The organism is Paenibacillus sp. NPDC058174 (assembly GCF_042883865.1).
GTDB lineage: Bacteria > Bacillota > Bacilli > Paenibacillales > Paenibacillaceae > Pristimantibacillus.
The window spans coordinates 1,874,865-1,901,518 of sequence record NZ_JBHVUY010000001.1 but is presented as its reverse complement, the minus strand read 5'-3'; the positions used below and the strand labels follow the sequence as shown (position 1 = coordinate 1,901,518).

General features: G+C 50.2%; 18 protein-coding genes. 15 read left to right on the top strand and 3 right to left on the bottom strand.

Features of this window, described 5'->3' with window-relative positions; genetic code table 11:
* Positions 1–37 precede the first annotated feature (37 nt).
* Entirely contained in the window at positions 38–1,261 is a 1,224-nt protein-coding gene (locus ACFVVF_RS08680; protein ID WP_387807217.1) for a sensor histidine kinase, read from the top strand.
* Positions 1,254–1,946 (top strand): response regulator transcription factor, encoded by a 693-nt coding sequence (locus tag ACFVVF_RS08675; RefSeq protein WP_387807215.1) that lies wholly within the window; start codon positions 1,254–1,256, stop codon positions 1,944–1,946. Before ACFVVF_RS08680 ends, ACFVVF_RS08675 begins: the two co-directional genes overlap by 8 nt.
* Positions 1,947–2,466: 520 nt before the next feature.
* Here ACFVVF_RS08675 and ACFVVF_RS08670 read toward each other — a convergent pair.
* On the bottom strand, positions 2,467–3,261 hold the full coding sequence (locus tag ACFVVF_RS08670) for an arylamine N-acetyltransferase family protein (RefSeq protein WP_387807212.1): 795 nt from the start codon (positions 3,259–3,261) through the stop codon (positions 2,467–2,469).
* A 147-nt stretch (positions 3,262–3,408) separates the two neighbouring features.
* Between ACFVVF_RS08670 and ACFVVF_RS08665 the strand changes: the two genes are divergently transcribed.
* From ACFVVF_RS08665 to ACFVVF_RS08650, 4 genes are all read left to right on the top strand, one after another.
* A complete protein-coding gene (locus ACFVVF_RS08665; RefSeq protein WP_387807210.1) occupies positions 3,409–4,749 on the top strand; it encodes an aminotransferase-like domain-containing protein in 1,341 nt (446 codons plus the stop codon).
* Positions 4,750–4,837: 88 nt separating this feature from the next.
* Positions 4,838–5,299: an SRPBCC domain-containing protein gene (locus tag ACFVVF_RS08660; protein WP_387807207.1), complete on the top strand. Its 462-nt coding sequence runs from the start codon at positions 4,838–4,840 to the stop codon at positions 5,297–5,299.
* Positions 5,300–5,643: 344 nt separating this feature from the next.
* Entirely contained in the window at positions 5,644–7,581 is a 1,938-nt protein-coding gene (gene abc-f, locus ACFVVF_RS08655; protein ID WP_387807204.1) for a ribosomal protection-like ABC-F family protein, read from the top strand.
* A 245-nt stretch (positions 7,582–7,826) separates the two neighbouring features.
* Positions 7,827–9,917, top strand: a complete 2,091-nt coding sequence (locus ACFVVF_RS08650) for an alpha-galactosidase (RefSeq protein WP_387807201.1) — start codon at positions 7,827–7,829, stop codon at positions 9,915–9,917.
* 106 nt (positions 9,918–10,023) lie between these two features.
* Here the strand turns inward: ACFVVF_RS08650 and ACFVVF_RS08645 are convergent, their stop codons facing one another.
* Complete coding sequence (locus tag ACFVVF_RS08645) at positions 10,024–10,845, bottom strand: SDR family oxidoreductase (protein WP_387807198.1); 822 nt, start codon at positions 10,843–10,845, stop codon at positions 10,024–10,026.
* 149 nt (positions 10,846–10,994) lie between these two features.
* Here ACFVVF_RS08645 and ACFVVF_RS08640 point away from each other — a divergent pair, with 149 nt between their 5' ends.
* On the top strand, positions 10,995–11,600 hold the full coding sequence (locus ACFVVF_RS08640) for a TetR/AcrR family transcriptional regulator (protein ID WP_387807195.1): 606 nt from the start codon (positions 10,995–10,997) through the stop codon (positions 11,598–11,600).
* Between the two features lie 38 nt (positions 11,601–11,638).
* On the opposite strand, the gene ACFVVF_RS08635 is transcribed toward ACFVVF_RS08640, so the two are convergent.
* Positions 11,639–12,511 carry an oxidoreductase gene (locus ACFVVF_RS08635; RefSeq protein ID WP_387807192.1) on the bottom strand — a complete coding sequence of 291 codons (873 nt, stop codon included), beginning with the start codon at positions 12,509–12,511 and terminating at the stop codon, positions 11,639–11,641.
* A gap of 166 nt (positions 12,512–12,677) precedes the next feature.
* Here ACFVVF_RS08635 and ACFVVF_RS08630 point away from each other — a divergent pair, with 166 nt between their 5' ends.
* The 8 genes from ACFVVF_RS08630 to vanT all read left to right on the top strand — a co-directional run bounded on the left by ACFVVF_RS08630 (position 12,678) and on the right by vanT (position 25,683).
* The gene (locus ACFVVF_RS08630) at positions 12,678–13,235 is read left to right on the top strand and encodes a TetR/AcrR family transcriptional regulator (RefSeq protein WP_387807189.1); all 558 of its coding nucleotides are present in this window, start codon (positions 12,678–12,680) and stop codon (positions 13,233–13,235) included.
* Between the two features lie 58 nt (positions 13,236–13,293).
* Positions 13,294–13,866, top strand: coding sequence for a DUF1697 domain-containing protein (locus ACFVVF_RS08625; protein ID WP_387807186.1), 573 nt, complete (start codon positions 13,294–13,296; stop codon positions 13,864–13,866).
* Positions 13,867–14,092: 226 nt separating this feature from the next.
* Positions 14,093–15,420 (top strand): IS3 family transposase gene (locus ACFVVF_RS08620; protein WP_387808943.1). Its coding sequence is split into 2 segments (ribosomal slippage): positions 14,093–14,480 and positions 14,480–15,420, totalling 1,329 coding nucleotides; the frame shifts between segments, so codons are not numbered across the junction.
* Between the two features lie 253 nt (positions 15,421–15,673).
* Positions 15,674–20,260 carry an SBBP repeat-containing protein gene (locus ACFVVF_RS08615; RefSeq protein ID WP_483875025.1) on the top strand — a complete coding sequence of 1,529 codons (4,587 nt, stop codon included), beginning with the start codon at positions 15,674–15,676 and terminating at the stop codon, positions 20,258–20,260.
* Positions 20,261–20,399: 139 nt separating this feature from the next.
* On the top strand, positions 20,400–20,873 hold the full coding sequence (locus ACFVVF_RS08610) for a hypothetical protein (RefSeq protein ID WP_387807181.1): 474 nt from the start codon (positions 20,400–20,402) through the stop codon (positions 20,871–20,873).
* Between the two features lie 598 nt (positions 20,874–21,471).
* Positions 21,472–22,539 (top strand): D-alanine--D-serine ligase VanG, encoded by a 1,068-nt coding sequence (gene vanG / locus ACFVVF_RS08605; protein ID WP_387807178.1) that lies wholly within the window; start codon positions 21,472–21,474, stop codon positions 22,537–22,539.
* Positions 22,536–23,384 (top strand): D-alanyl-D-alanine carboxypeptidase family protein, encoded by an 849-nt coding sequence (locus tag ACFVVF_RS08600; protein ID WP_387807175.1) that lies wholly within the window; start codon positions 22,536–22,538, stop codon positions 23,382–23,384. The genes vanG and ACFVVF_RS08600 overlap by 4 nt, the downstream gene beginning before the upstream one ends.
* Positions 23,278–25,683, top strand: coding sequence for a serine racemase VanT catalytic subunit (gene vanT, locus ACFVVF_RS08595; protein ID WP_387807173.1), 2,406 nt, complete (start codon positions 23,278–23,280; stop codon positions 25,681–25,683). Before ACFVVF_RS08600 ends, vanT begins: the two co-directional genes overlap by 107 nt.
* Positions 25,684–26,654 lie beyond the last annotated feature (971 nt).

Sequence of the window (26,654 nt, the reverse complement as noted above, 5' to 3'; positions counted from 1 at the left end):
AGGGGAACGGCGCGGTCTCATCATACGCCTATCATATATGATGTTGAAACAGATGAAACAACACTCGCGAAAAATTATTCTGAGCATCATCCTGCTCTGTATTATGGCCGAGACTTCAATTCCTCAGCATCCCGCCGCGGGAATTATTCCGGCAGCTGCTGCCAGCCTTATTTATTTAACTGTGTTGTGGCTGCCGGATGAGCGCTTCAAGCCACGTACCCGCAGTGTGATCGTTATCGGAACTTGGCTGCTGATGGCAATCTATTGCATTTGGTTCAATGCTTGGGGAACGGCGATTGCGTTCTCCTTCTTTATGACCGGCTATTCCGCGTTCCGGCTTCCATTCGCTTTGTCCGTCGGACAGACCGCTTTGTTTATTGCCGGGAACGCAGTCATCTTCTATACGCATGAGGTGTCATACGATAACATTTTGCTTTATTCGGTTATGCATGCGGGGATTTACCTTTTATTTTGGAATGCACGAATTAGGCGCGATACTAACCTGGCAAACAAAAAGCATTATGAGGAGCTGCAAAGTGTATATGCTGAGCTGGAGCAGGCGCATGCCAAATTGCAGCATACCCATCAGGAGCTGGAGGATGCAACCGTTCATTTGCTCCGTTATGCTGTCGTCGAGGAAAGAAGCCGGATTTCAAGAGATTTGCATGACAGCATCGGCCATGGATTAACGTCTGTTATTGTTCAACTGCAAGCTTTGCCTTATATGATGAAAATGGATGCTCCAGAGGCAGAACGGTCACTGCAAACGGTATTGGAGGTAGCCCGCCGCTGCCTGCAGGATGTGCGTTCTGTTGTCCGCCAGATGGCTGTCGACGAGGCGGGATTGGGTCTAGTAGCATTAGAAAGTCTGGTCAAACAGGTGCGAGAGCAGGCTTCGCTATCTATCGAGCTGTCTGCTACTGCCCCGGATGCGGAGTGGCCGGTGGAAATTTCCGAGCTGCTGTACCGGATTTTGCAGGAGGCGCTAACCAACGTCATTCGCCATGCGAACGCTTCGAGAGTGGACGTTGCAATCTCGGAGGAAGAGGGAGTATTAACGATGACCGTAACCGATAACGGCGGCTGGACAGCGGCATCACCGTTAACGCCGGGATTCGGTATGTCCAGTATGGAGGCCCGCTGTGAGAGAGCGGGGGGCATGCTGCGGATCGAACAGGCTGCTTCTCATGGCATGCGGCTAATTGTACAAGTGCCGCTGGCAGTTGAAGCGGGGGAAGCTGGAGGTGAACGAGATGAGTGAACCGGCTGCAATTCGCGTTATCGTTGCCGATGATCAGCAGCTGGTCCGGCATGGGCTGCGTTATATTATTAACGCACAAGACGATATGGAGCTTGCCGGAGAAGCGGAGAGCGGGGCGGAGGCCTTGCAGCTGGCTGCACAGATTCGTCCTGATGTTATACTAATGGACGTTCGGATGCCCGGCGGAAATGGCATTGAAGCGACACGAACGCTCATGCAGCTTCAACCGGACTGCAAGGTCGTAATATTAACGACCTTCGATCAGGAGGATTATGTGTACGAGGGCATTCGTGCAGGTGCTGTCGGTTACTTGCTGAAGGATGCTGCGCCGGACGAACTGGTTCAGGCGGTGCGTGCCGCTTACCGGGGCGAGGCAATTTACCGCACCGCGGTAGCGGCTAAAGTGATCGGCCGTGCGATCCGGTCGAAGAGCGGAGACGAGCTTGAGATTGATGCTGCCGGGAGGGGAAGTGCCGGCGCTGCAATCTTTGAACCGTTGACGGACAGGGAGAGCGAGGTGCTGCAGCAGATGGCGTACGGGCTGCGCAATGAGGAGATCGCTTCCGCGCTCTATATTGGTGAAAGCACCGTGAAGACGCATGTTCACCGCATTTTGCAAAAGCTCGGTGCGGAAGACCGCACGCAGGCGGTCGTATTTGCGATCCGCAACCGGTTGGTCAAGTAGCGCGCGGCTTCGCACAGCTATATGCAGCTTCGCTGCGCGTTCTGGTTCAAGTGGCCGTTCTTGATTCCAATTTTGATATCGCTCTCGCGATGAAACAATGGATAGAATCTGCAAAAAGTCCCCCTGAACTCAAAACGCTCCACTCACTTACTGTGTGCGAACTGCGGCTTATAACCTATTGCTACCTGCCACCAATCGGCTGATAACCGGATCAAAATGTAAAAGTGCAGGTGGTGAGGCGCTTTTTCGACGATTTTTCGCTTCAAAATGCAAAAGTGCATTTTGTTTGGCCTAAAAAGCCCCTTTTTGGCCAAAAAGGATGATTTCAAATGTACTTTTACATTTTGAACGCGATTTTAGACCGTTTTAGGCGTATCAACCTGCACTTTTGCATTTTGTTTCTTCAGTGGCATGCGGAGACTAACCTACGGAATCAATTTCGCATCTGGACAGGTGGCACACAGCGGCACGCGGTGCTCGATCGCACGTCGGCGGTCAAACCTTGCTCTTCGGCTTGCTTTTAAACGGGTTCATCCCTTCCAAAATGCTGCTTCAGCAGCTCCTTATACCGCGTCTCCCCGATTTCTTCCTTCGTCATCGTTCCGTTACGCCAAGCTGTAAAGGAATGGTCCGTCAGCGTCATGCTCCCTTCATCGGTCAGCTTCATAATGAGCGGATCTTTATTAAAGACGGACAGCTCATGCTCCGCAATTAATTGCTGCAGCTCATCAAGCTCAGTCACATCAGATATTAACATGCGGGAATCGATTACATAGCCAATTTTCCAGTCGGCATCCTTATGTTTGACCTTTATCTCAAAGCGATAATTGCCGTGCTCGCTATCTGCATTACGGATTCGGAATTCGCCATTAGCTGTATGCACCGTTTCGCCAGTTAATGGAACCGGGGTCAGAGGCAGGTTGCCTCCAAAGCCCGAATCGACCAAATATGTCCGGCCTTCATGGGTGAGAAGAATGGTAGCATGAGTTCTGCCGATAGGCATGAACGTCTTGGTCTCGTTATTAAACACGACGCCTCGAGTCATGACGGCATTGAAGCCATTTTCCAGCAGGAAAAGATACAGGATCGAATTGACCTCGTAGCAAAGGCCGCCTTCTCCCTGCACTAAAATTTTGTCCAGCAAGTTTTGCTGCGTAATGCGCTGTGTGTTCCGCTCCATAATGCGGAAGTTTTCGAAGGGAATCGTTTTCCCTGCCAACTCCAATACACGCGGCAAATCAGCAAAAGTGAGCTTGTGATCTGCCGGAAACCCGATTCGGCTGCGAAATAAAGCATTTAGTTGTTCAGGTATCATTCCAATCTGCCTCCCGGTCTTATCTGTTTTTGCTTTGTTAACTAAAGTTTAGAGGAGTTTGAGAGCTCTAACCATAGGAAATTGCTTGACTGTATCGGTACAGTTGAAAGTTGATTATACTTATAAGAACGGCAGAAAGGGGCGGCTATGAAAAAATATTTAGCGATTATTACCGATATGGAGCAGCAAATCGCGGAGGGAGCTTTTAAGCAGGGACAAAAGCTGCCATCGGTCCGCAGCGCGGCAAAGGGATATGGCTGCAGCATGAGTACGGTCATCCGGGCATATGAGGAGCTGGAACGCCGTCATGCTATCTATTCGATTCCGCAAAGCGGCTATTATGTGGTGGAAAAAGCCGGAAGCAAGCGGAATGAAGCGGACAGCAGGGCGATAGATTTCTCATCAGCGTCCCCGGATTTGAACGCGGTTCCGTATTTGGATTTTCAGCATTGCATAAATAAGGCGATCGATACTTACAAATATAACTTGTTCACCTATGGCGAATCGAAGGGACTCGGCAAGCTTAGGCAGACACTAGCCTCTCACTTGGCGAATGATCAAATTTTTACAACGCCCGATCGGATCGTCGTCACTTCCGGCGTGCAGCAGGCGCTTGAAATATTGGCGAGAATGCCTTTTCCGAACGGCAATTCGGTCATTCTGGTGGAGCAGCCGAGCTATGATATTTATTTGCATTTTTTGGAGACGGAGGGGCTGCCCGTGAGCGGGATCGCCCGTTCGGCGGACGGCATCGATTTACAGGAGCTGGAGGAGCGATTCCGCTCGGGCGGCATTAAGTTTTTTTATACGATGTCACGCTACCATAATCCGCTTGGCACTTCTCTTCGAGTGGAGGAAAGGAAGAAAATTGCCGAGCTGGCCGCCAAATACCACGTTTATATTGTAGAAGACGACTATATGGCCGATTTGGGCCAGGAGCAGACGTTTGCTTCTATTTATTCCTATAACGAAAGCGGGCATGTCATCTATTTGAAAAGCTTCTCGAAAATTATTTTTCCAGGGCTGCGGCTGGGCGCAGCGGTGATGCCGGAGCGTATGCTTGCTCTATTTCACACTTATAAAAGCTATGCCGATACATCTCTGCTATCCCAGGCCGCACTGGAGATTTATATTAAAAACGGCATGTACGAGCGGCACAAGCGGAAAATATATAGCCAATATACGCCTAAAATCACGCAATTGATTCATTCTCTGGACCGTTATGATGAGCGCGGACTGATCCAATTCGCCCGAGAGAGCGCAGGCATTCATACGATGTTCAAGCTTCCGATAACCGTGAATCTGGACGTGCTGGCCAGCCGGCTTAAAGCGAGAAAAGTTAGCGTCGTTACCAGCCGGAGGTTTTATTTGTCCGGTTACTTGGAGCGGGATAAGTTTCTGCGAATCAGCATATCCCGGGCTCGTCTTGAGCAGATTGATGAAGGGGTGAAGGCCATAGTCGAGGAAACGAGACGGGCAGACGGTTGAAAACAAGTTAGAGTTGAACTACGATGGATAAGCCATCCATTTTTGGCTAAATGGACTCAGGCATCATTCAAGAAAAGGATGTGGGCAGATGGCGGATCAGGAGCGGAGCAGCAATAGTTTGACTTACGAGATTGGGATTAAGGCGAAGCCGGAACAGGTGTGGAAGGCCATTACTACTTCGGAGGGCACACGGGCTACGCTATTCGGATGCAGCATCGAATCCACCTTCGAGCCGGGAGCCAGAATTGAATTCCGGGGACCGGGACCGGAAGGTGATCAAACGCTGCATGTATATGGTTTTGTACGTTCGTTCAGACCGTTTGCTGAATTTTCTTATGAACAGCATCCTGCCCCTGCTTACAATGAGAATCACGAGACGGTCTATTGCGACATGAACTTCAAATTAATAGTAGCAGATGCCGGCACTACTCGGCTGGAGCTAACTTGCGTATGGACGGAAGGAAATCCCGGATATGAGCATGCAAAAGCCGATTATCCAGTTTCTGATTATTTGGATGGGATTAAAAGCTTTGCGGAATCTTTAAAGTAATGCTTCGCGTTTGACAGGGAGACATGAGCTGCCGTTGTCATCATCGCTAAAGTTATGTTATAGTAAGGCTAATTATGTTAAAGGGGGGTGAGGTAGGTGAATCACGAATTGGTTAACAACCGTATAAGCCAGCTTCCAGTTTCGATGGCTGGCATTACTCACACGTTTTTCGCGAACGGGATCAGTCTGTCTAAATTCGGCTATACGTTTAAACCATTCGCGAGAAGACGCCTACCTTAACCACAACGGATTTTTTGTATCCTGAAGGGTCGCGGGCTTGTTGCCGCGGCTCTTTTTTTGTGTACCAAGAGGGGGTCTTCCGACATAACAGGAGGCTCTTTACTATGATTATTGTAACCATGCAGCAATTGAATAAATACCACGCGGCAAACCTGGTGCTGGACAGCATCTCCCTGCAAATTCAAGAAGGCGGAAAGTATGGACTGATTGGCAGAAACGGAAGCGGCAAATCTACGCTGCTCCGGCTGATTGCCGGGCATGAACAACCGGATGGAGGAATGCTTGCGATTCGGAAGGGACTGCAAATCGGTTATTTGCCGCAAATTCCTTCGGCATTCGATACTTTGACCGTATATGAAACGCTCGCCTATGGATGCCGGGAGCTTCTTGCTATCAAACGGGAAATGACGCTGCTGGAGGAGCGTTTGTCCAGTTCCGGTGAAGCCGGCGAGGGGGAAGAGCTGGAGCGGCTGCTTCATTCCTACGCATCTGCGCAAGATCGGTTTGAGCGCGGCGGAGGCTATGAGATGGATGTGCGGATCGATCAAGTGGCAAGCGGCCTGCAAATCGATCGCAGCAATGACCATCGCGCTTTCGGAAGCTTGTCTGGAGGAGAAAAGACGCGTGTCGTCCTGGCTTCTCAATTAATAACCCGTCCCGAGCTGCTGCTGCTCGATGAGCCTACAAATCATCTTGATCTGAGGGGGCTGGAATGGCTGGAGCAATATTTGAGCCGGTACGAAGGCACCTGCATCATCGTGTCGCATGACCGTTATTTTCTCGATGCGGCGACTGACCGGACGATAGAGCTGGAGGATGGGGGAACGCAGCTCTATCCGGTCAGCTACAGCGGTTATGTTCTTGAAAAAGAACAGCTTCTGCTGCAGCAATTTGCACAATTTCAAGAGCAGCAAAAAGTTGTGAAAAAAATGAAGGAGTCGATCCGCCAGCTGGAGGAATGGGGACGGGTCGGGGGCAATGAAAAGTTTTTCAAACGGGCAGCTTCAATACGCAGAGCGCTGGAGAAGATGGAGATGGTCAAACGTCCCCAATTAAATCGAAAGACTGCCAGCTTCGAATTGTCTCCGCTTGACCGTTCGGCCCGGATCGTCCTTGCTTTCGAGGATATCCGCAAACAGTTCGGGGAACGTGTCCTGTTAAACGGAGCGGAAGGCCGTATACTGTACGGTGAGCGGGTTGTGCTGCTTGGCGAAAACGGCAGCGGCAAGTCGACATTGTTCAAGCTCATTCAAGGCATGGAGGCTCCGGACGAGGGAAGCGTCACACTAGGCTCTCGGGTGGAGATCGGCTATCTGGCTCAGCAAGAGGCGGTAAGCGAGAGCAAGCAGACACTGCTGGACTATTTCCGGACAGAGGGCAAATACGAAGAAGGCGAAGCTAGAAATGTGCTTGCCGGGTATTTATTTTATGGCAATGACGTATTTAAGCCGCTCGCCGCGCTTTCCGGCGGTGAATGGTCCCGGGTGCGATTAGCGCTCATTGTAAGCCGCAATCCCAACCTGCTTCTGCTGGATGAGCCGACCAACCATCTTGATATCGAGTCGAGGGAAGCGCTGGAGAAAGCGCTGGATGATTTTCAGGGAACGGTGCTGGCGATTTCGCATGACCGCTATTTCATTAACCGGCTGGCCGAGCGGCTATGGGAGCTGGAGGGCGGCAAAGTAAATGGCTATACCGGCAATTATGACGCTTATAGCGAACATAGGAAACGGGAAATAGCTCGAATGGAAGAGAAGGCGGCAGCTTCATCTTCAACGCCTTCGGCCCTCGCAGCTGATGAGAAGAAGCGAAGATCAAATGCGGTGACGGAGTCTGACAAAAGCTTTAATCGCGATCTTACTCAGCTAGAGCTCGAAATTGCCTCCTTGGAAGCCAAGCTTGCTCAAGCGGACGAAGCTTTAAATGCAATGGCAGCTGAAGCGGACCACGTGCCGCTGGAAGAAGAGTGGAGGAAGCGGGAGGAGCTCGCTTCCTCACTGGATAAGCTGATGGAGGAATGGCTGGCGATCTCCGGTGAATAGTTGGAATGAGCAATAACAAGAGCAAGAGCAGGCTGGCCCCGGCAAGGGGCTGGCTTTTTTATTATCAGGGCTGCCGAGATATAATCATTTGCGTACTATTTTTCATTGGGGACAGCTGCGGGAAAGTAGGAGCCAAAATGTTGCTTTCGGCTATGAATTGGTGAATCTTAGCATATATTGCGGCGGCAGCTTTTTATATAATTTTATTTGAAAGCGCTTGCATAAATAAAATGGGAGGCTTGATAATGAAGAAGACAATCAAAACGGCTTTTCGATTTGTGATGGTGACTGCCCTCCTCTGGACTTCAGTGATTGGAGGTTTGCCGCCGCAAAAGGCATCTGCAGCTGTGTACACCTACAACCAGACGACGGTGGACGACGTGGCCGGATCAACGACGATTACGAATGGCGCACTAAAAATCGTGTACAACAAATCGAACGGACTTGCTGATTATTATTGGAGCAATGTCAAGAAAGCCGGGGGAATGTATAGCGAGTTCGCGACAACGGCAACGTTCAAGAGCAAGGATTACACAAGCCATACGTTCTCGACAGCCAACGTCGCTACATTCAATGACGGCTTTGGCACGGGCACGAGGATTACTTTTGTGAACACCGCTTCCGGCAAGGCGGATATTAGGCAGAATTACTACATTTATGACGGCAAGCCGTTTTTTCTTACAGATACTCAAGTCGTGTCGGGGACTGCGATCAGCTCTAATTACATGGCTCCTCTGAAAAGCGACAGCGGCGCAACCTCCATCAACAGCAGCGCCAACAAGCGGGCGCTTAACGTACCTTTTGACAATGACAAATGGGTCCGTTACGATGCGAAGCCGGCTAACAGCTCATCTGTAAGCTATGAAGCCTTCGCCACCTATGACAACGACAGCCGGAACGGGCTGGTGCTGGGCTCTATTTCTCATGATGTATGGAAGACAGGCATCTGGTACTACGGAACCGGTAACAACGTTACGGAGATGCAGGTGTACGGCGGGGTGGCGAACAGCAATACACGCGATGTTGATACACATGGCAAAATAACGGGCACGAGCCTGTGGTCGCCGAAAATTTTCGTCGGCTACTATGCGGACTGGCGTACTGGGATGGAAGAGTACGGGCAAGCCAACGCTACTCAGAACGGTGCGATGAGCTGGAGCGGCGGTGTTCCATTCGGCTGGAACAGCTGGGGAAGCGTACAGACGAACTTGAATTACAATAATGCGGTTGCGACCTCCAATTGGATCAAGAACAACATTCAGAACAATAACTTCTCGAATAACAATACCGTCTATATCAATCTGGATTCCTATTGGGACAATCTCAGCGACACGGAGCTGACCAATTATGTGAACGCGGTGCATGCCAACGGTCAGAAGGCCGGCATCTATTGGGCGCCTTTTGTTTATTGGGGCGATGATATGAATCAGGCCGTAGAGGGCTCCAGCTATAAGTACGGAGACATTGTGCTGAAAAAATTCAACGGTACGAGATGGGATAAATCGCTCGACGGCGCCTATCCGGTTGATCCGACTCATCCCGGCAGCAAGCAGCGGATTAATTATTTTATCGATAAGTTTAAATCGAAGGGCTTTGACTACATTAAATTGGATTTCCTGACGCATGGCTCACTGGAAGGCATCCATTACGATAACGCGGTGAATACGGGAATTCAGGCCTACAATCAGGGGATGGCTTATGTCCGCGACCGGATTGCCGGATCGATGTTTATTTCCTTGTCCATTGCACCGCTGTTCCCGAGCCAGTACGGACATGCCCGCCGCATTTCCTGTGATGTGTACGGCGATTTGAACGGGGATGTGTCGACGGAATATTTGCTCAACTCGTTAAGCTACGGCTGGTGGCAGAACGGAACGGTGTACAAATATACCGATCCGGATCATATGGTGCTGAAGAGCAATATAGAGGAAGCAAGAAGCCGGGTTAATTCCGGTGTCATCGCCGGTACGGTATTTCTCAACGGCAATGATGTGACGAACACTGCTCAGCAAGCGATCGTTTCGCAGCTGATGACGAATAACGCTGTTAATAGCGTAGCCCGTCTGGGTAAAGCTTTCAGGGCGGTAGAAGGCAACACCGGAACAGCTGCTGCGGATGCTTTCGTTCTGCAGGATGGTAGCATTTATTATATCGCATTGTTTAATTTCAGTACGAGCGCCAGCAAAAATATGTCCGTCAGCCTGTCCCGCGCCGGATTGAACGGCAGTCAGACCTATACGGTTACCGATTTGTGGACGGGCGCCGTCACTACGGCACAAGGCACTTTGTCCGTTGCCTTGCAGCCGTATCAATCGAAGCTGGTAAAGCTGAACTGATTTGATTTAATTTGAGCTGGACAAGTGATGGCTTGATGAAGCCCCTAGAGCAGATGATGCTGTAGGGGCTTTCGGCATGCTGTGATAGGATGTGCGCCTTGCGATTCTAGAAGGAGACGTCATTACCTAGATATACGTTAGGTGCCGTAACATACAGCTCACGGACGACAATGTTAAGCGGCTGCTTTAATGCGTATAGCACCGCATCGGAGATATCTTCACTGCTCAGGAAGGTTTGCCCCATCGCTTCATGCAGCCGTTGCAGCAGCGATTCGGGCAGATGATCGCCGGGAGTAAATTTCAGTTCTATTCCGAGCACTTGGGCAAGCTGCTCTACACGAGCCGGCTCCAGTGTCCGGCCAAAATTGGTAGCGACCGCGCCAGGCATTATAGTCGTGATGCGGATCGGTTCGCTTGCCAGCTCTTTCGTTAGCGCTTGCCCCAGCGCATTTACCATATGCTTAGTAGCGCTATAGAAGTCGCTACCGGGTTCTTTCGCATTTCCCGACGAAATATTGACGATATGTCCGCCCTCACCATGCAGCCGCATTGACTGAACAGCCGCTTGCGTGCCTGCCAGCAGGGCTATTATATTCACATCAATCATTTCTCTCCAGCTGTCGGGACCTGTATCTACGATGCGGCCATGAAGATGAAGGCCGGCATTGTTGATTAGTATATCAAGACGTCCGGTTTGTGCATGAGCCTCTTGAATAAAATGCTGCAGCACGACCGTATTGCGAATATCGAACGCACTGGCAGATGCCTTTCCGCCTTCAGCTTCGATTTGATGCTTAAGCTGCTCTAGCGCTTCCTTGCTTCTTCCAGTGATGAACACATGTATGCCTTCGCGGGCGAGCCGCAAAGCGACGGAGCGCCCAATGCCGCTGGAAGCACCTGTAATGACAGCCGTTTTGTTTGTTAACATCGTGAAAAACTCCTTTCTCTTGCAGAGCATTTTGATTTGCGCCGTTCGATGTGTTTATTATAGAAAGGAGCAATTTCAGATACAATGAGCACAATTGGCGAAAGTGTTCATTTTATGGCGGCCGCCAGCTGGGCCGGAATGGACGGGGAATGATGAGCAAGCATCGCGAGCAGACGAATCGGACGAAGAAGCGCATTGAAGAAGCCTTTTATGCAATCACGGAGGAAAGAGGGCTTGATGCGGTAAATGTAAGAAGCTTATGCCAGGCGGCTGGCATTAGCCGGGGAACGTTTTACCTGCACTACTTAGACGTTTATGATTTGATGGACAAATTGGAGGAGGCCGTTATTTCAGGGCTGGAGGCTCTGCCTGTGCAGCAGAAATCGGAGCAGCTGATTGATTCAGCGGAGCAGGAGCAGCCATTCCCCTCCATCCTTCAGTTTTTTCAGTATATCAATGAACATCATCTTTTCTTTAAGCTGTGGCTCCATCATGACCGTTCTAAGTTTGGCGTTAAGCTGGGCCAATGGCTGCGGGCGCGTATCAGTGAGAAAATGCCGATGAGGCGTTCCGGTACAGAAGCAGCCGGGGCTCCGGCAGCTTTTATGATGACTTATTTTCACGGTGCTTTCTTTGATGTTATCCGGCATTGGCTTGATACGGGAAGGGAGCTGCCTCTCGAAGAGGCGGCACTGGTATTGACCCGATTGATTCGAAACGGCCCGCTGCAGACGGCATTAGAGGGAGGGGAATAGAAAAAACACGCCCGCAATGGGCGTGTTTTTGGCATCGATTAGTTTTCCTTGAAACCGCGGGCCACCCGCTCGTCAAGCTCTTTGGTCTCAAAATCGGTGGATACGCTAAGCGCAGCCCATCGCTCCGTTTCGCCGAGGCGCTCCTGATCTACCGCCCGTGCAATTGCAAGCGCATCGCTGCCCAGCAGCAGGCGCAGCGGAGGCTGTTGTTCATTTGTGATGGAAATAATGGCTTGAGCTGCTTTTGCCGGATCGCCGTTTTCTTTGCCCGTACGCTCACGGGCCAGATCGATCAACTGGCCGACTGATGCTTTATAAGCTTCTGCAGGCTCAATATGCTGCATGGAGGAGCCTGCCCAGTCGGTACGGAAAGCGCCTGGCTCGATCAGCGTTACTTTAATGCCGAGAGAGGATACTTCTTTGGCTAGCACCTCGGAAAATCCTTCAACGCCCCATTTGGCTGATTGATAAGCGGCCAAGCCCGGAGCGCTGCTGCGCCCACCGATGGAGGAAAATTGAATAATATGGCCTGAGCCTTGTTGCCTCAGCTGAGGTAAAGCTGCTTTCGTTACATGAATAACGCCCCATAGGTTCGTATCGAGCTGAGCCCGGAAATCGTCGATGGAGGTTTCCTCGATTGAGGAAATATTGCCATAGCCGGCATTGTTAACAACCACATCGATCCGGCCGAAGGCCTCGACTGCTGCTTGTATAGCGGCTTGAGCTTGTTCGTAGTCGGTCACATCAAGCGGGATAGTACGGACTTGATCGCCGTAGGCTTGAACCAAGTCTGCCAGCTGCTCGGGTTTGCGGGCCGTAGCGACCAGTTGATCTCCATGAGCAAGTACCGCTTCTGCCAGACTGCGGCCGAATCCGCGAGAGCTACCGGTAATAAACCAAACTTTAGACATATGAAGTTCAACTCCCTAACGTAGATTTTGGAATGTTTATTCCAACGAGATCATCTTAAACCCGATTCGCCACCCTGTCAATAGCCCGAAATAACCGGCAGGCAGCAATTGGGATTATTGACGAGCCTCTCCGTTCATACTAAAGTGAGAGAAATGAGGTGAATGGATGAGCAAGCGCAACGATATTATGAATACGACATTGGATTTGATTGACGAGGAAGGTCTGCAGTCCGTTACTTTTGCCAAAATCATGAAACGGGCAAATGTAGGATCAGGCACGATATTTAATTATTTCGGCGGCAAAGAAGAGCTGGTCAATGAAGTGTACCGCAAAGTGAGAATACATATGGGCGAAACGATGCTGGAGGGCTACGATCCCCAGTTGGAGCTGTATGAGCGGTTCAAAGGTATTCAATTGAACAGGCTGCGTTTTGCCATTAATTTTCCGAAAGAATACAGGTTCATTGACAGTTATTCCTACTCTCCTTATATCTCAGCGGATATCCGCAATATGGAGGATGAATCGCGGGAAGCGATGGAGTCCATCATCGTCGACGGGCAAAAGCAAGGGATGATACGAGAGATGAACGTTATGTTATGTCATCAGATCATCCATGGTATTATTACCTCTGTCGTTAGAGGCTATCAAATTGATAAATATCCGTTAAATGAGCTGCAGGTGCATCAGACGATGGAAGCCTGCTGGAAAGCGATTAAAGTTTGATGCATTAACAAGAAGTTGGAATAAATATTCCGAAATTTACATAAGGGGTGCGAAAATAATGACCATATACGCTGCTTTGCTGCGCGGCATTAATGTGGGCGGGCACAATAAAATAAAGATGGCCGATCTGCGGGAGTCGCTTAAAGAGCTCAACTTGTCCAACGTTCAAACCTACATTCAAAGCGGCAACATTATTTTCGCTTCGGCTGATGACGAGGCGATGCTACGGGAGCGGATTGAGCAGCAGATCGACAAGGTGTTTGGTTTATCTATTAAGGTCATTATTAGAAGCTATGATGAGCTCAAGCAAATTGCAGCCGATTGTCCCTTCACAGAGCAGCAAATTGCCGAGGCTCAGGCGGGCTGCGAAGGCGAATGTCTTTATGTTTCCATGCTTTTGCAGCAGCCTGACGCTGAACGGATCGAGAAATTGCAAGCAATGGATTTGCAAAATGATCAGTTCCATATTGCTGACAACAATATTTATCTGTTGTACGGGAAAAGCATCCGCAATTCGAAGCTGTCCGTTCAGGTGGAAAAGCTGGGTGTACCGTCTACCGTACGGAACTGGAAAACAATGAATAAGCTTGTTGCCCTATGTGAGGAAACGGCCGGCAGTGAAGCCGGATAAAGCTTCTGTCGGTGCTGGTACAACAGTCCGGATGATCCCGGCTGCCATATTGAGGAGGAACCCTGCGACTGAATTGGACGCAGGGTTTCTTTCTGATTGTTGCCATATTTTCAGCTAGGGGATGAACTGTGACCCATAAGAAGGACACTTTGAAAAAAGTGACCCTCTTGTGGGTCATTTGTGTTTTAATCGAGATACAGGGAGGAGGAGTGAGGTCATGGGGAAGTTGAAACGTATTGTATTTACGGAGGAGCAGATACGAAAGTTAGAAGCAAACCCCAACGTTAAAAAAGCGTCCGAGTCAGCCATTACGTACACGACTGCGTTTAAATTGGAGGCTCTTCAAGGTTACAAGACGGGGCAACTACCTTCGGAGATTTTTATTCGTGCAGGCTTCGACCTCGATGTCATCGGACATCAAAAGCCGAAAAAGAGCTTAAAGCGTTGGCGTGAAACATACGAATTGTACGGCGAAGAAGGGTTGGCTACTGAACGACGCGGTAAGAAAAGCACAGGACGAAAGCCGGCTGGTGAGTTGGCGGTGGAAGAAGAGTTGAAGCGAGCCCAGGCCAAGATCAAACTCCTGGAAGCGCAGGTGGACTTGCTAAAAAAGGTCGAAGCGCTCGAGCGGCAGAAAAAGAAACGCTAACGGCTGCTGAGCGCTTTGCGATCATTAACCGTACCATTCGGGCCTATGACCTAAAACGCATGACGCGTTATCTGTGTGAGCTTGTGGGTGTAAGTCCGAGCGGTTACTACAGATGGCTTGCAGCCGAGGATCAACGCCAAATTCGGGCAGCGGCAGATGAAGAGGACATCGTTCTTATCAAACACCATTTTGAAGTACTGAACGGCAAAGCTGGGGCGCTGGTCATAAAAATGCGTCTTGAGCAAATCAGTCATGTCATCATGAATCATAAGAAGATTCGGCGTCTCATGCGCAAGGCAGGCCTTGTCGCGGTCATACGACAGGCTAACCCCTACCGGAAGATGGCTAAGGCAACTCATGAGCACCAGACTTGCCCTAACCTGCTAGAGCGCCAGTTTGATCAAGGTGAACCCGAAAAAGTATTTCTCACAGACATCACTTATTTGCGTTATGGAGGCGGTCAGTGGGCATACCTTTCCTGTGAAAAGGACGGCGCCACCAGACAGATCCTTGCCGATTGCGTAGCAGCCACGCTTGAGCTTCCTATTGTTGAACGGACACTTCAACGCCTTTTAGAGCGACTGGACGGGAATATCCATCCGGAGGCCATTATACACTCCGATCAAGGGATGCATTATACACATCCTAAAACCCGTCATTTCATAGCTGAGGCAGGTTTTAAGCAATCAATGTCACGCAGAGGTAACTGTTGGGACAATGCCCCCATGGAGTCATTCTTCGGTCATATGAAAGACGAGGTTGATTTTATTAACTGCCAAACGATTGAGGAAGTACAAGTTGTTCGAGTTAGGGATTACATCAATTTCTACAATTCAGAAAGATACCAGTGGACATTAAAAAAGATGACCCCCGACGAATTCAGAGGTCATCTGCTTGCTTGTTGAGCTTAGGGGCTCTTTGTTTTAATCGTCTACAATCCGGGTCACAGTTCAGGGATAGGATCAACAGCCTCTTTATTCGGCTCATTGTGATGAGAATGCAATTTATTTTTAATTATCAGCACCTTTCAGCTTCGCCTGCTGTGATCAACATGCAAATCTGCAGGTTGTCAGCCGCTGTTTTCTGCAAATACACCTTCTATTCTGCCTAATCATACGATGGATAAAAAACAGGGAGAGTAGATATTCGTTGCGTGCAATGAAAGCTGCTTCAAGGAATTCCATCGAGCAGTACGGGAAGCTCCCGTTGTTGTTTGTCCAGAACAAAGGGCAAGAGCAGGAGGATATTTTATTTGTTACTCAAGAACCGGGTTTTAGATCTGCGTTTAAAACAGCCCAATTTGAAATGACATTATTTACGAGAAATCAGGCGAATGTAAATGAAAGCGAAGTCGAAGTCGAAGTAGAAACCGAAGCCACAGCTGCGGCTGAAACTGATAGCGAAAACGACTTGAAAACTATTCAAGGCGTCGTGCTGACATGGCAATTTACTAACCCCAGCAATGACGTGAAGCTGGAAGGTGTAGACCAAGAAAAAGGCTATTTCCACTATTTCCGGGGCAATGATACGAGCCGTCATTATGTCGATATCCCTATTTTCCGGGAAATTGCCTATCGGGGACTATGGTCAGGCATCGATTTGGTCATACAAGGAAATAAAGAAAGAATCAAATTTGACTGGCTGCTTCAACCGGGCTCCCGGGTAGAGGATATCCGTTTTATTTGCAAGGGCTCCGATGCTGTTCGGCTGAATGATTCAGGTGAATTGCTTTTTTGTACGCCTTATGGAGAACTGACAGATTTAAAACCAATTGCCTTTCAGGAAATTAATGGTAATAAAAAGATATTGGAATGCCGCTACGTATTAATAGAATCAACAGGAAATAGCTGGACAATCGGATATGAGCTGACTGAGGAATATGACGGGGACCACCCGCTCGTCATCGACCCTGCCATCATCTATTCTACGTTTCTGGGCGGCAGCGGCTTTGAGGAAGGCTTGGCCATCGCAGTGGATGATTTTGGCCATGCCTATGTGACGGGGAGCACGACTTCGACTAATTTTCCGCTGACGCCGGGCGCCTTTCAGACGACGATGGCCGGTGTTGAGGATGTATTCGTAACCAAGCTTAATCAGACGGGAACGGGGCTTCTTTACTCTACTTATCTTGGCGGGAGCTCATTAGACAGCGGTTCAGGCATTGCAGTCGATCATTCCGGTTACGCTTATGTGACGGGATTTACTCTTTCAGCAGATTTTCCGACGACGCCAGGTGTAATCGGACCTGTCCTGTCAGGCACATCTGACGGCTTTGTCACAAAGCTGGGACCTGACGGCAACTTTCTCGTGTATTCCACGTATCTGGGCGGATCGGGCTCCGATGATGGCATTGCGATTGCAGTAGATGACTCCGGCAATGCCTATATAACCGGGCAGACGGACTCCGCCGATTTTCCAACGACACCCGGCTCGTTCATGCCGACGAATAGCGCAACGGTTCCTATTGGGTTTGTTACGAAATTAAATGCGACGGGAACAGCTTTGGTCTATTCCACTTACCTTGGCGGCAACGGTACGACTAACGGCAATGGCATCGCTGTGGATACAGCCGGAAATGCGTTTGTAGCCGGACAGACCGTTGCCCGAAACTTCCCTACAACGCCGGGCGCCTACCAAATTACATTAGCCGGGGGCATTGACGCATTTGCTACTAAGCTGAATGCAGCAGGCAGCGCCTTAATTTATTCTACACTGCTAGGCGGCTCCCAGAATGACGATGCTGAGGATATTGCCATTGACGATGCCGGGAATGCCTACGTGGTGGGCCACACAAGCTCGGCCAATTATCCGACAACACCCGGAGCTCTGGTCATCCTAGGCGGAAGTCAGGAGGTGTTCGTTACCAAGCTTAATCCGACAGGGACGTCGTTAATTTACTCTTCAGTTTTTGGCGGGAACGCAGTCGATACGCCTTATGCGATTGCGGTTGATGATAATCGCAGAGCTTATGTGACAGGAGCAACGGTATCCAGCAATTTTCCGGTGACGCCGGATGCATTTCAGCCTTCCAGACCGGGATCAACGGATGCTTTCATTTCGGTTCTTGATCCGACGGGCTCTTATTTGGAATACTCTACCTATTTAGGAGGCAGCGCAAGCAGTGATGCAGCGCGTGGTATTGCCGTTGACCATCAGCATAACATTTATGTGGCAGGCACGACATTCTCCTTTGATTTTCCGACGACGCCCGGCGTATTTCAGCCTTTCCTGAATGTCATTGACGCTTTTGTAACGAAATTCGGAGAAGAGGCCGTGTTGTTCGTTAATAAGTTCTCCGACCGGTTCGAGGTGAGGCCGGGAGAGGTCGTTTTCTTTTTTATCGAAATTAGCAATGGCCCTGTCCCGCTCTCTAATATTGCTATTGATGATCCGATGCTTGGCTTCTTCACCGTTTTTCCAGAATTGCCGCCATTCCATTCAACAGGCTTTCAACTGGAGTTTGTTGTACCGCCGGATACGCCGCCTGGTCCAATTGTCAATACTGTGTTCGTAAAAGCGGATCAGCTGCGTGACCCTATCGTCGCGGAAGCCGTTGTTATCGTAACCGAAAATCCGATTTTAGCCGCGACCAAAAGCGTGACCCCGTCAGCTGCCAAACCGGGGGAAACCGTTATTTTTCATATTTCCATTACCAATCACGGCAATGTCGAATTAGCAAATGTCCGGCTGATCGATCCGCTTCTGGGACTGGATCAGACAATCGGCAACATTCCAGTCGGCGGAAGCATAAATATTGATTGGCCGTTCGAAATTCCGCTGGACGCACAGGTCGGATTTACGATTGCTAATGTACTGCAAATTAGCGCTGACAATCTGCCGCAGCCGGAACGGGTAGGCACGGTCGTCGAAGTGCTTCCTGCACCCCGGCTCAGCTTGGAGAAATCGGCAGATCGTATCGTTGTGCTTCCGGGAGAGACGCTGAACTTTAGCGTGACCTTGACCAACTCCGGCAATATTGCATTGACGAATATTACAGTAACCGATGATTTGGCCGGGTTCAGCTTCGACATTCCGAGCTTGGCGGCGGGACAGACGGAGAGCTTTCAACTGCCGTTTCTAGTGCCGCTGGAGGTTCCGCCGCGAGTGTATACGAATACGGCGATGGCGATAAGTGATCAGACGGCGCCTGTATATGATACTGCGGATGTAACTGTACTTGCCGCTCCGCAGATCGGCATACGCAAGCTGCCTGAGCTGTCCTCCGTATCCCCCGGCCAGACTTTCACTTATACAATTGTGCTGAATAATATCGGCAACGTTCCTTTGACTGCCATTCACCTAGTCGATTCGCTGCTGGGTGTTGATCTGGCGGCGGAGAATTTGGCGGTAGGGGGACGGCATGAATTTCATTTTCCGTATACGGTGCCTCAAGATACACTGGTCGGAACGGAGCTTATCAACGAGCTTACCGTTCGAACGTCTGAAGCGGGGACGCAGCAAGTAATAGCATCCGTAACGGTCGTTGGTACGGGACTGTCGCTGAGCAAGACTGCCGACCGGGCGCTGGCTGCACCGGGGGAAACGGTCAATTACACGTTGTCCATTGAGAATCTTACCGTATTGCCGCAGACGAACCTTGCGCTGAATGACCCGCTGCTAGGCATTAGCGAAACGGTGGCCAGTCTTGCCGCTGGCGCTACGATAACCCGATCGGGCAGCTATACCGTACCGGCAGTAGCGGTTAACGGAAGCGTAATTGTCAATACGTTTACTGCTGCTTCCGACCAAACGCCGCTCCAAGAGGCGGCAGCCGATGTAGTCGTAAGGACAGATCCCGACGCGACAACGACGCTTGCAGTGAAAAAACTGCCGGACCGTAATGTTGCGGCGCCTGGAGAAACGATACGCTATACCGTGGAAATCACGAACACAGGCGCAAATCCAGCGACAAATGTGACAGTATTTGATTCGCTGACTGGCACACAGAATACGATTGCTGTAATCGCCCCTGGAGAAACAGCATTGGCGGAGTATACGTTCCCCGTATCAAGCACTGCCTTGCAAGGAACGGTATTTGCCAACCGGGTAACAGTTGATTGGCTGGAGAGGCCAGAAGACACATTGCCTGTACAGAGCGAAGCGCGCGTCGTAGTTGGTCTGCCTGCTACTTTACTGGAGCTTATCGTCGAAGCGGCTCCGCCTGTTGCTAAGCCGGGGGACACGGTCTCGAAAATCATCCGAATTACGAATAAATCAGATCGGGTGCTGACGAATATTCGCGGCATCGATTTGCTCGTTCGGTTCAATACAGTCATACCAGTACTTGCACCGGGAGAAAATCGCGTATTTACTTTGCCGTTTACAATTCCGGCAGACACGGTCGGAGGAACAACTTTCCTGAACAATGTCGCAGTATTTTCCAACCAGTCGCCCTTGCAGCAAGCCGCTGTTGTGATTACGGCACAAGCACTGCCAAGCGCTGTTTTAACGGAAACAGTCAACCGTCCTGAAGGAAGCCCGGGGGATACCGTCATCTTCACGATTCGGCTTCGGAATACGGGGAATGTTGGGCTGTTGAACACCCGATTGACAGCGCCGCTGCTGCATTTTCAGTTTTTTGAGCCCAATTTCGAAGTTGGTGCCGACGAAATCATTCGTATACCGTATGTGCTGCCGGAGACGGATGAGGATATTGTCATTACGAGTCCGGTGACCGTTGTCGCTGATAACATTACCTCTTTGCATGCGAGTGCTTCGGTAAGGGTTATTGTGGAGGAAGAATAACGGTATTCTGCAGCTGAAGTGCAGCAGCCACCCCTTGTGGACGGCTGCTGCACTTTTGTGCTAAGCGGAATAGAATGAGCTGCTGCTGAACTGGGAAGAATATTGCAGGATTGCAAATGAAGAGCAGGGAGGTATTTTTGTGAAAGTCTACATAATGAAGCTAGTTCTTTGTGCGTTTGTGTTCGCCGCTGTGGCCGTTAACGGACAAACACATGCAGCTTCTGCAGCAGCAGCACCTGTATCTAATATTCCGATGCTGACCAGTGTGAATCAATTAGCAGCGAACCAGCTGCGGATTACGTATGATCAGCCGGTTGATCAAGTAAAAGGGATCAATCCTCAAAACTATTGGATTCAGAGCACAGCAGAGACGACGCCAACTAATATTGCGACGCTTGGCATGAACGACAGCGTCAATGCAAACAATTCGCTGACGGGAGACAAGGTGAAAATTGAAGCCTCCGGCAGCACAGGGCAGGACTTTGTTTTAACCTTTAATCAGAATATTGCCCGCGGCATGGCTTTTAAACTAATCGTATGTTACGTTACGAAGCCGGGTGCTCCGCCGTACAGCGGGGATAACGGATCGATCGCGTTCGTCGGGCTGCGATAAGGCGAGGGGCAGCGACAACGCGATTGTGATACTGTGATACTGATATGGATAACTTTGATTATGTGGCTAGTCTTCAGTGTGCAAATCAAAACAAAATGCAAAAGTGCAGGCTGATGGGCGTCAAAAGGCTCCAAATAGCGATCAAAATGTAAAAATGCAGTTGAAATCGCTTGATAAGTCGCTTTGGAGCCTTTTTGGCCCATTCAAAATGCACATTTGCATTTTGAAGCAATAAATTGTAGAAAAAGCGGCTGACAACCTGCACATTTGCATTTTGATTTGTTAAAAGTTTACGGCTGAATGGAAAGACTGAGCCCATTCTTTAAAAGTTGTGAAAAGCTTTATGATAATTGCATTAATTGAGATTAAATCGCTAGGCAGATCAGTTTGCATTCACTATGCGGTATTGCTCTGAGTTCGATTCACGCCCTGCGAAGGGCGTATTTTTTATGTCCGGATTTAAGGAAGTTCAATATTTTTCCTTATATCTTTAAGATCCGGGGCTTTAATCTTTGGACTTTCTTAAGCTTGTCTTTAATTGCTTTTAAGACCTCCCCTCTAAGCTAGAGTCAGATAGATTAATGGGGAGGCTTACTAAATGATGACAAAAACAACAGCAGCAATAGTGTTCGGAGGCTGCTCGACGGAATATGAAGTTTCATTGTCTTCGGCTTCGGCCGTTATCGAGCATTTAGATAAAGAGGTTTACGAGGTCGTAATGATCGGTATTTCGCGTGAAGGGAACTGGTACCGGTACAGCGGAGAAACGGCGTTGATCCGGAAGGATAGCTGGCTGGATCATCCTAGCTGTGTGCCTGCCGTTATATCACCGAGCCGGCATCATAAGGGCTTGCTTGAGCTTGTTGGGACGGAGCATCGTTTTACGCCGCTGGATATTGTCTTTCCTGTACTGCATGGCAAAAATGGCGAAGACGGCACGATTCAAGGGCTGCTGGAGCTGTCCGGCATTCCGTTTGTCGGCTGCGGGACACTGTCATCCGCACTCTGTATGGACAAGGCTTTTGCGAAAATAGTTGCCCAAGCCGCCGGAATTGATGTGCCTGAATTTGTTACGGTTACTCCTGGAATGGCGGTTGCCGATGCGGTTGCTGCCGCAAGCAAGCTTGGTTATCCGCTTTATGTGAAGCCGGCTCGATCCGGTTCTTCGATTGGCATATCGAAGGCGTACACAGAGCCGGAATTGGCGGCAGGTATTGAGGGGGCGCTGCGTCATGACAACAAGCTCGTTATTGAACGGCATGTGGATGGCATTGAGCTTGGCTGCGCCATTCTTGGATATGCTGGCAACGATCCAATAACCGGTGAAATTGATGAGATCGCGTTGACCGGAGAGTTTTTCGATTATGAGGAAAAATACTCCCTAAGTACGGCGGCCATTCATCTGCCATCCCGTGTTGATTCGGAGATGAAGGAGCTTGTGAAGAAGACAGCGCTGCGGATTTACCGGGAGCTGGATTGCAGCGGGTTCGCTAGGGTCGACCTGTTTCTGGCTAATGACGGCAGACTTCTTTTCAACGAGGTCAATACGATTCCGGGCTTCACCTCCAAAAGCCGCTACCCGAATATGATGCGGCATGCCGGTATTGACTTTCCCGAGCTGCTGAACCGGTTAATCGAATCGGCGTTGAAGGAGGCGCGGGTATGAGCGGCAAATTGCTGGAAACCCGCAAGCCGGAGCAATTGCATGACGGTTATGCGCGCTTGAATCGATCAGATATTTATAAAGGGAAGCTGCTGCTCGTTAACCGCAGACATCCTGTACGTTCTGTGGCGGATTCAATCGTAACGCTGCCAGCGGATATTTTGCGAGCCGATCATGCTGAAGAGCCGTTCATATCGCTAGATTTGAGCTGCTCTGCTCAACTGTCGTGCTTGCTGGATGCTTGTATGGCCAAGGAGCAAATCACGGTAGTCAGCGGCTACCGGTCTGCTGAAACGCAAGGGCAAATTTATGAGTCGGCGGTTGCCGAGCATGGGGAGACGTTTGCGAACAGCTATGTTGCCCTGCCGGGTGCGAGCGAGCATCAGACTGGACTGGCTGTAGACGTTGGTGTTCGCGGCGGCGAGACGGATTATATTCGTCCTACATTTGCAGGGAGCGCCATTAGTGATATTTTTCGCGAGTTGGCCCCGGAATACGGTTTTGTTCAGCGCTATCAGGAGGGCAAGGAGGCGGTGACGGGCATTGCTTGCGAGCCGTGGCATTACCGTTATGTAGGTTATCCGCATTCGGCCGTCATGGAGCAGTATGGCTTTTGCCTGGAGGAATATATCGCTTTTTTAAAACAGTTCCCTTACGGCGTTCAACACCTATACTTTGGCGGAAATTACGAAATCTATTATGTACAAGCGGCTGGGGATGCGGTAGAGCTGCCGATTCCTCATGGAGAGAGTGAAAGCGTGGAATGGTCCGGCAATAATGATGACGGTTTTATCGTTACGGTTCGCCACCGCTGTGATCGAGACAAAGGCGGCGATAACATTGGCTAATCTCCGTTACGGCGGAATGGATATTTTCAAGCTGGCCGCTGCTTTTCTAGTTATTACCATACATTTGGGCCCTTTATTGTCAGTAGACCCTTATGCAGATTTTGTGCTGACGGGCATTATTGCGCGGCTTGCAGTTCCGTTCTTTTTTATCGCATCCGGTTTTTTCTTATTCGGTAAAATGAAGGGCGACAGGCAGCGCGAGCTAGTATCGATGCGTCGTTTTACACTTCGGGTTGGCGTATTGTACGCGGCCGGAATTATCGCCTATTTGCCGCTTAATGTGTATGACGGTTATTTCAAGCAACCTGTTAGCGTATGGGGAATGCTGCAAGATGTCGTGTTCAACGGCACGTTCTATCATCTCTGGTACTTGCCGGCTCTCATTACGGGAGCATGGATCGTGTACGGGCTGCGGATGTTTCTATCGTTGAAAACAGTGCTCGCAGTGTCCGCCGCATTGTATGTACTGGCACTGCTCGGCGACAGCTATTATGGATTAACGTCGGCCAGTCCGATATTGACAGGGCTATACGATGGCATGTTTACGGTGTTTGATTATACGCGCAACGGCATCGGCTTTGCTCCTCTGTATATGGCACTTGGGGCGTGGGCGGCGCTTCGTCCGCTTCCTTCCCGCTCAAGACTCCGGTATACTTCTGCGTTTATCGTCTCTATAGCAGTATTGTTAGGCGAAGGAATAGCGCTTCATGCCGCAGGCTGGCCTCGTCACGACAGCATGTACCTTGCCTTAGTTCCTGCTGTTTACAGCTTGTTTCGTTTGCTCCAGTCGGCGGAGGGAAGGGAGCATCCTTACTTGCGGTCGCTCAGCACCTGGATTTATATGCTCCATCCGTGGGCGATCGTGCTGGTGAGAGGCGGAGCGAAAGCGACGGGAAGCTTTAGTGTGATTGTAGACAATAAACCGGTATTTTATATCGCGGTATCCTTTCTCTCGGTTGCTCTGTCTGCTGCGGGAATTTGGCTCTTGCAAGCTATTAAGGGAAGAGGAGAGCGTGGGCTCGGTGGTGGACATGGACATGGTCATGGGCAAGAACAAGAACGAGGGCAAGAGCAAAGACAAGGGCAAGGGCAAGAACAAGGGCAAGGGAAAGGGCAAAAACAAGGGCAAGGGAAAGGGCAAAAACAAGGGCTTGGTCTAAAGAGAGGGATGGGGAGTTCCCGGCATCGTGCATGGGCTGAAATCGATCTGGACCATTTGGCACATAATCTGAAACAGCTGCAGAACGTAATTCCGCGGAGTACGGCAATTATGGCTATCGTCAAAGCGGATGCTTACGGACATGGAAGCATTGAAGTGGCGAAGCGACTATTTAAGGAAGGTGTGCGGTCCTTCGCTGTCGCAGATATTGAGGAAGCAATTGTGCTGCGGCGCAGCGGCATCAACGGAGAAATTGTAGTGCTCGGTTACACGGCAGATCATCGTCTCGGGGATATTATCCGCTACCGGTTGACACAGATTGTAGTCAGCGCGGAGGACGCTGAGCGGCTGCAAGCTTTTGGAAGGCCGATGATGGTTCATGTCAAAATCGATACGGGCATGAGGCGGCTTGGCGAAAGTTACGAGCATATCGAGCGTATTTTATCAATCTATCGGCATAAGTTTTTGCTTATCGCGGGCACATTCAGCCACTTAGCGGCAGCAGACCGTCAGGATGCTGCAGGGATTGCACTAACGCTCAAGCAATTCGAAATATTCGGAAGCGTGATCGCTCAAATAAAACAAGCAGGCATCGATCCAGGTCGCATTCATCTGCAAAGCAGCTATGGCATGCTGAATTATGAAGGGGCAGGCATGAATTTAGCTCGGCCGGGCATCGCACTCTATGGGACTTTGGGCAGCGAAAAGGATACCGTCCGGGCAGAAGTTGGTCTGCGTCCCGTACTTTCCTTGAAAGCAGCTGTCAGCTTGGTAAAGTCTGTGCAGGCCGGGGAGTCGATCGGTTACGGCGGAGATTACTTCACTCAGCGGGATAGCCTTATTGCGACGCTCTCTATAGGCTATGCGGACGGAGTTGCGAGGGAATATGCGGAGCGAGGCGGATATGTTCTTATTAACGGCCAGCAGGCCAAAATCGTCGGCAAAATATGCATGGATCAGCTTATGGTGGACGTTACGGACATCGAAGGAGTCTGCCAAGGCGATACAGCGACGTTGATCGGACAGGACGGCGAGCAGGTCATCACCGCTGCTGGGATCGCTGACCGGCTCGGTACGCTGACGAACGAGGTGCTCGTCTCTATCGGAAGCAGGGTCGAGCGCGTCTATGTGACGCGATGAAGTTGCGTAGCGAAGTATGAGTGCGGCCGGCTTAGCGAAGCAGCTTCACAAAAGAGCGAAGCGAATTTCGCTAATTGGAGCGGACGGAGGCTCATGGAACTGTGCAGCGAACCAATCTTCGCAACTCGAGAACCTAGGTTCACCAGTAGCGAAGATAGGTTCGCAATTTGCGCAGCTCCGTCAAGAATGGCCGAATTCGGCCAATTCCAACGAATGCAGCTTCGTTAATTAGCGAAACAGGTTCGCTCGAGCAGAGTCCAACAACAAACCTAGTACATGAAGCGAGTGCACCAGCCCTCCAGCGAAGCAGCTTCGCAAAAGAGCGAAGCGAATTTCGCTAATTGGAGCGGACGGAGGCGCGTGGAACTGTGCAGCGAACCAATCTTCGCAACTCGAGAACCTAGGTTCACCAGTAGCGAAGATAGGTTCGCTATTTGCTCAGCTCCGTTAAGAATGGCCGAATTCGGCCATTTCCAACGAATGCAGCTTCGTTAATTAGCGAAGCAGGTTCGCTTGAGCAGAGTCCAACGACAAACCTAGTATATAAAGCGAGTGCACCAGCCCTCCAGCGAAGCAGCTTCGCAAAAGAGCGAAGCGAAATTCGCTAATTGGAGCGGACGGAGGGTCGTGGAACTGTGCAGCGAACCTATCTTCGCAACTCGAGAACCTAGGTTCACCAGTAGCGAAGATAGGCTCGCTATTTGCTCAGCTCCGTTAAGAATGGCCGAATTCGGCCATTTCCAACGAATGCAGCTTCGTTAATTAGCGAAACAGGTTCGCTCGAGCAGAGTCCAACGGAAAATCAAGAACGACGAACAAAGCTTAGTTAGTTAGCAAGTTCCAGAGGGTACACGGCTTCTGCTCCAACTGGACTTTCGGAGGTGGCGACATCGTAAATCGCTCATCCATCGCTGCAAAATGCATCCTATAGCCATTCAAACGAACCAAATATTCAAATCTTGCCAGACTCT

Coding starts and splice junctions, on each gene's coding strand:
- ACFVVF_RS08680 (WP_387807217.1), top strand. CDS start 38: ATGATGTTGAAACAGATGAAACAACACTCGCGAAAAATTATTCTGAGC.
- ACFVVF_RS08675 (WP_387807215.1), top strand. CDS start 1,254: ATGAGTGAACCGGCTGCAATTCGCGTTATCGTTGCCGATGATCAGCAG.
- ACFVVF_RS08670 (WP_387807212.1), bottom strand. CDS start 3,261: ATGATACCTGAACAACTAAATGCTTTATTTCGCAGCCGAATCGGGTTT.
- ACFVVF_RS08665 (WP_387807210.1), top strand. CDS start 3,409: ATGAAAAAATATTTAGCGATTATTACCGATATGGAGCAGCAAATCGCG.
- ACFVVF_RS08660 (WP_387807207.1), top strand. CDS start 4,838: ATGGCGGATCAGGAGCGGAGCAGCAATAGTTTGACTTACGAGATTGGG.
- abc-f (WP_387807204.1), top strand. CDS start 5,644: ATGATTATTGTAACCATGCAGCAATTGAATAAATACCACGCGGCAAAC.
- ACFVVF_RS08650 (WP_387807201.1), top strand. CDS start 7,827: ATGAAGAAGACAATCAAAACGGCTTTTCGATTTGTGATGGTGACTGCC.
- ACFVVF_RS08645 (WP_387807198.1), bottom strand. CDS start 10,845: ATGTTAACAAACAAAACGGCTGTCATTACAGGTGCTTCCAGCGGCATT.
- ACFVVF_RS08640 (WP_387807195.1), top strand. CDS start 10,995: ATGATGAGCAAGCATCGCGAGCAGACGAATCGGACGAAGAAGCGCATT.
- ACFVVF_RS08635 (WP_387807192.1), bottom strand. CDS start 12,511: ATGTCTAAAGTTTGGTTTATTACCGGTAGCTCTCGCGGATTCGGCCGC.
- ACFVVF_RS08630 (WP_387807189.1), top strand. CDS start 12,678: ATGAGCAAGCGCAACGATATTATGAATACGACATTGGATTTGATTGAC.
- ACFVVF_RS08625 (WP_387807186.1), top strand. CDS start 13,294: ATGACCATATACGCTGCTTTGCTGCGCGGCATTAATGTGGGCGGGCAC.
- ACFVVF_RS08615 (WP_483875025.1), top strand. CDS start 15,674: ATGAAAGCTGCTTCAAGGAATTCCATCGAGCAGTACGGGAAGCTCCCG.
- vanG (WP_387807178.1), top strand. CDS start 21,472: ATGATGACAAAAACAACAGCAGCAATAGTGTTCGGAGGCTGCTCGACG.
- ACFVVF_RS08600 (WP_387807175.1), top strand. CDS start 22,536: ATGAGCGGCAAATTGCTGGAAACCCGCAAGCCGGAGCAATTGCATGAC.
- vanT (WP_387807173.1), top strand. CDS start 23,278: ATGGAGAGAGTGAAAGCGTGGAATGGTCCGGCAATAATGATGACGGTT.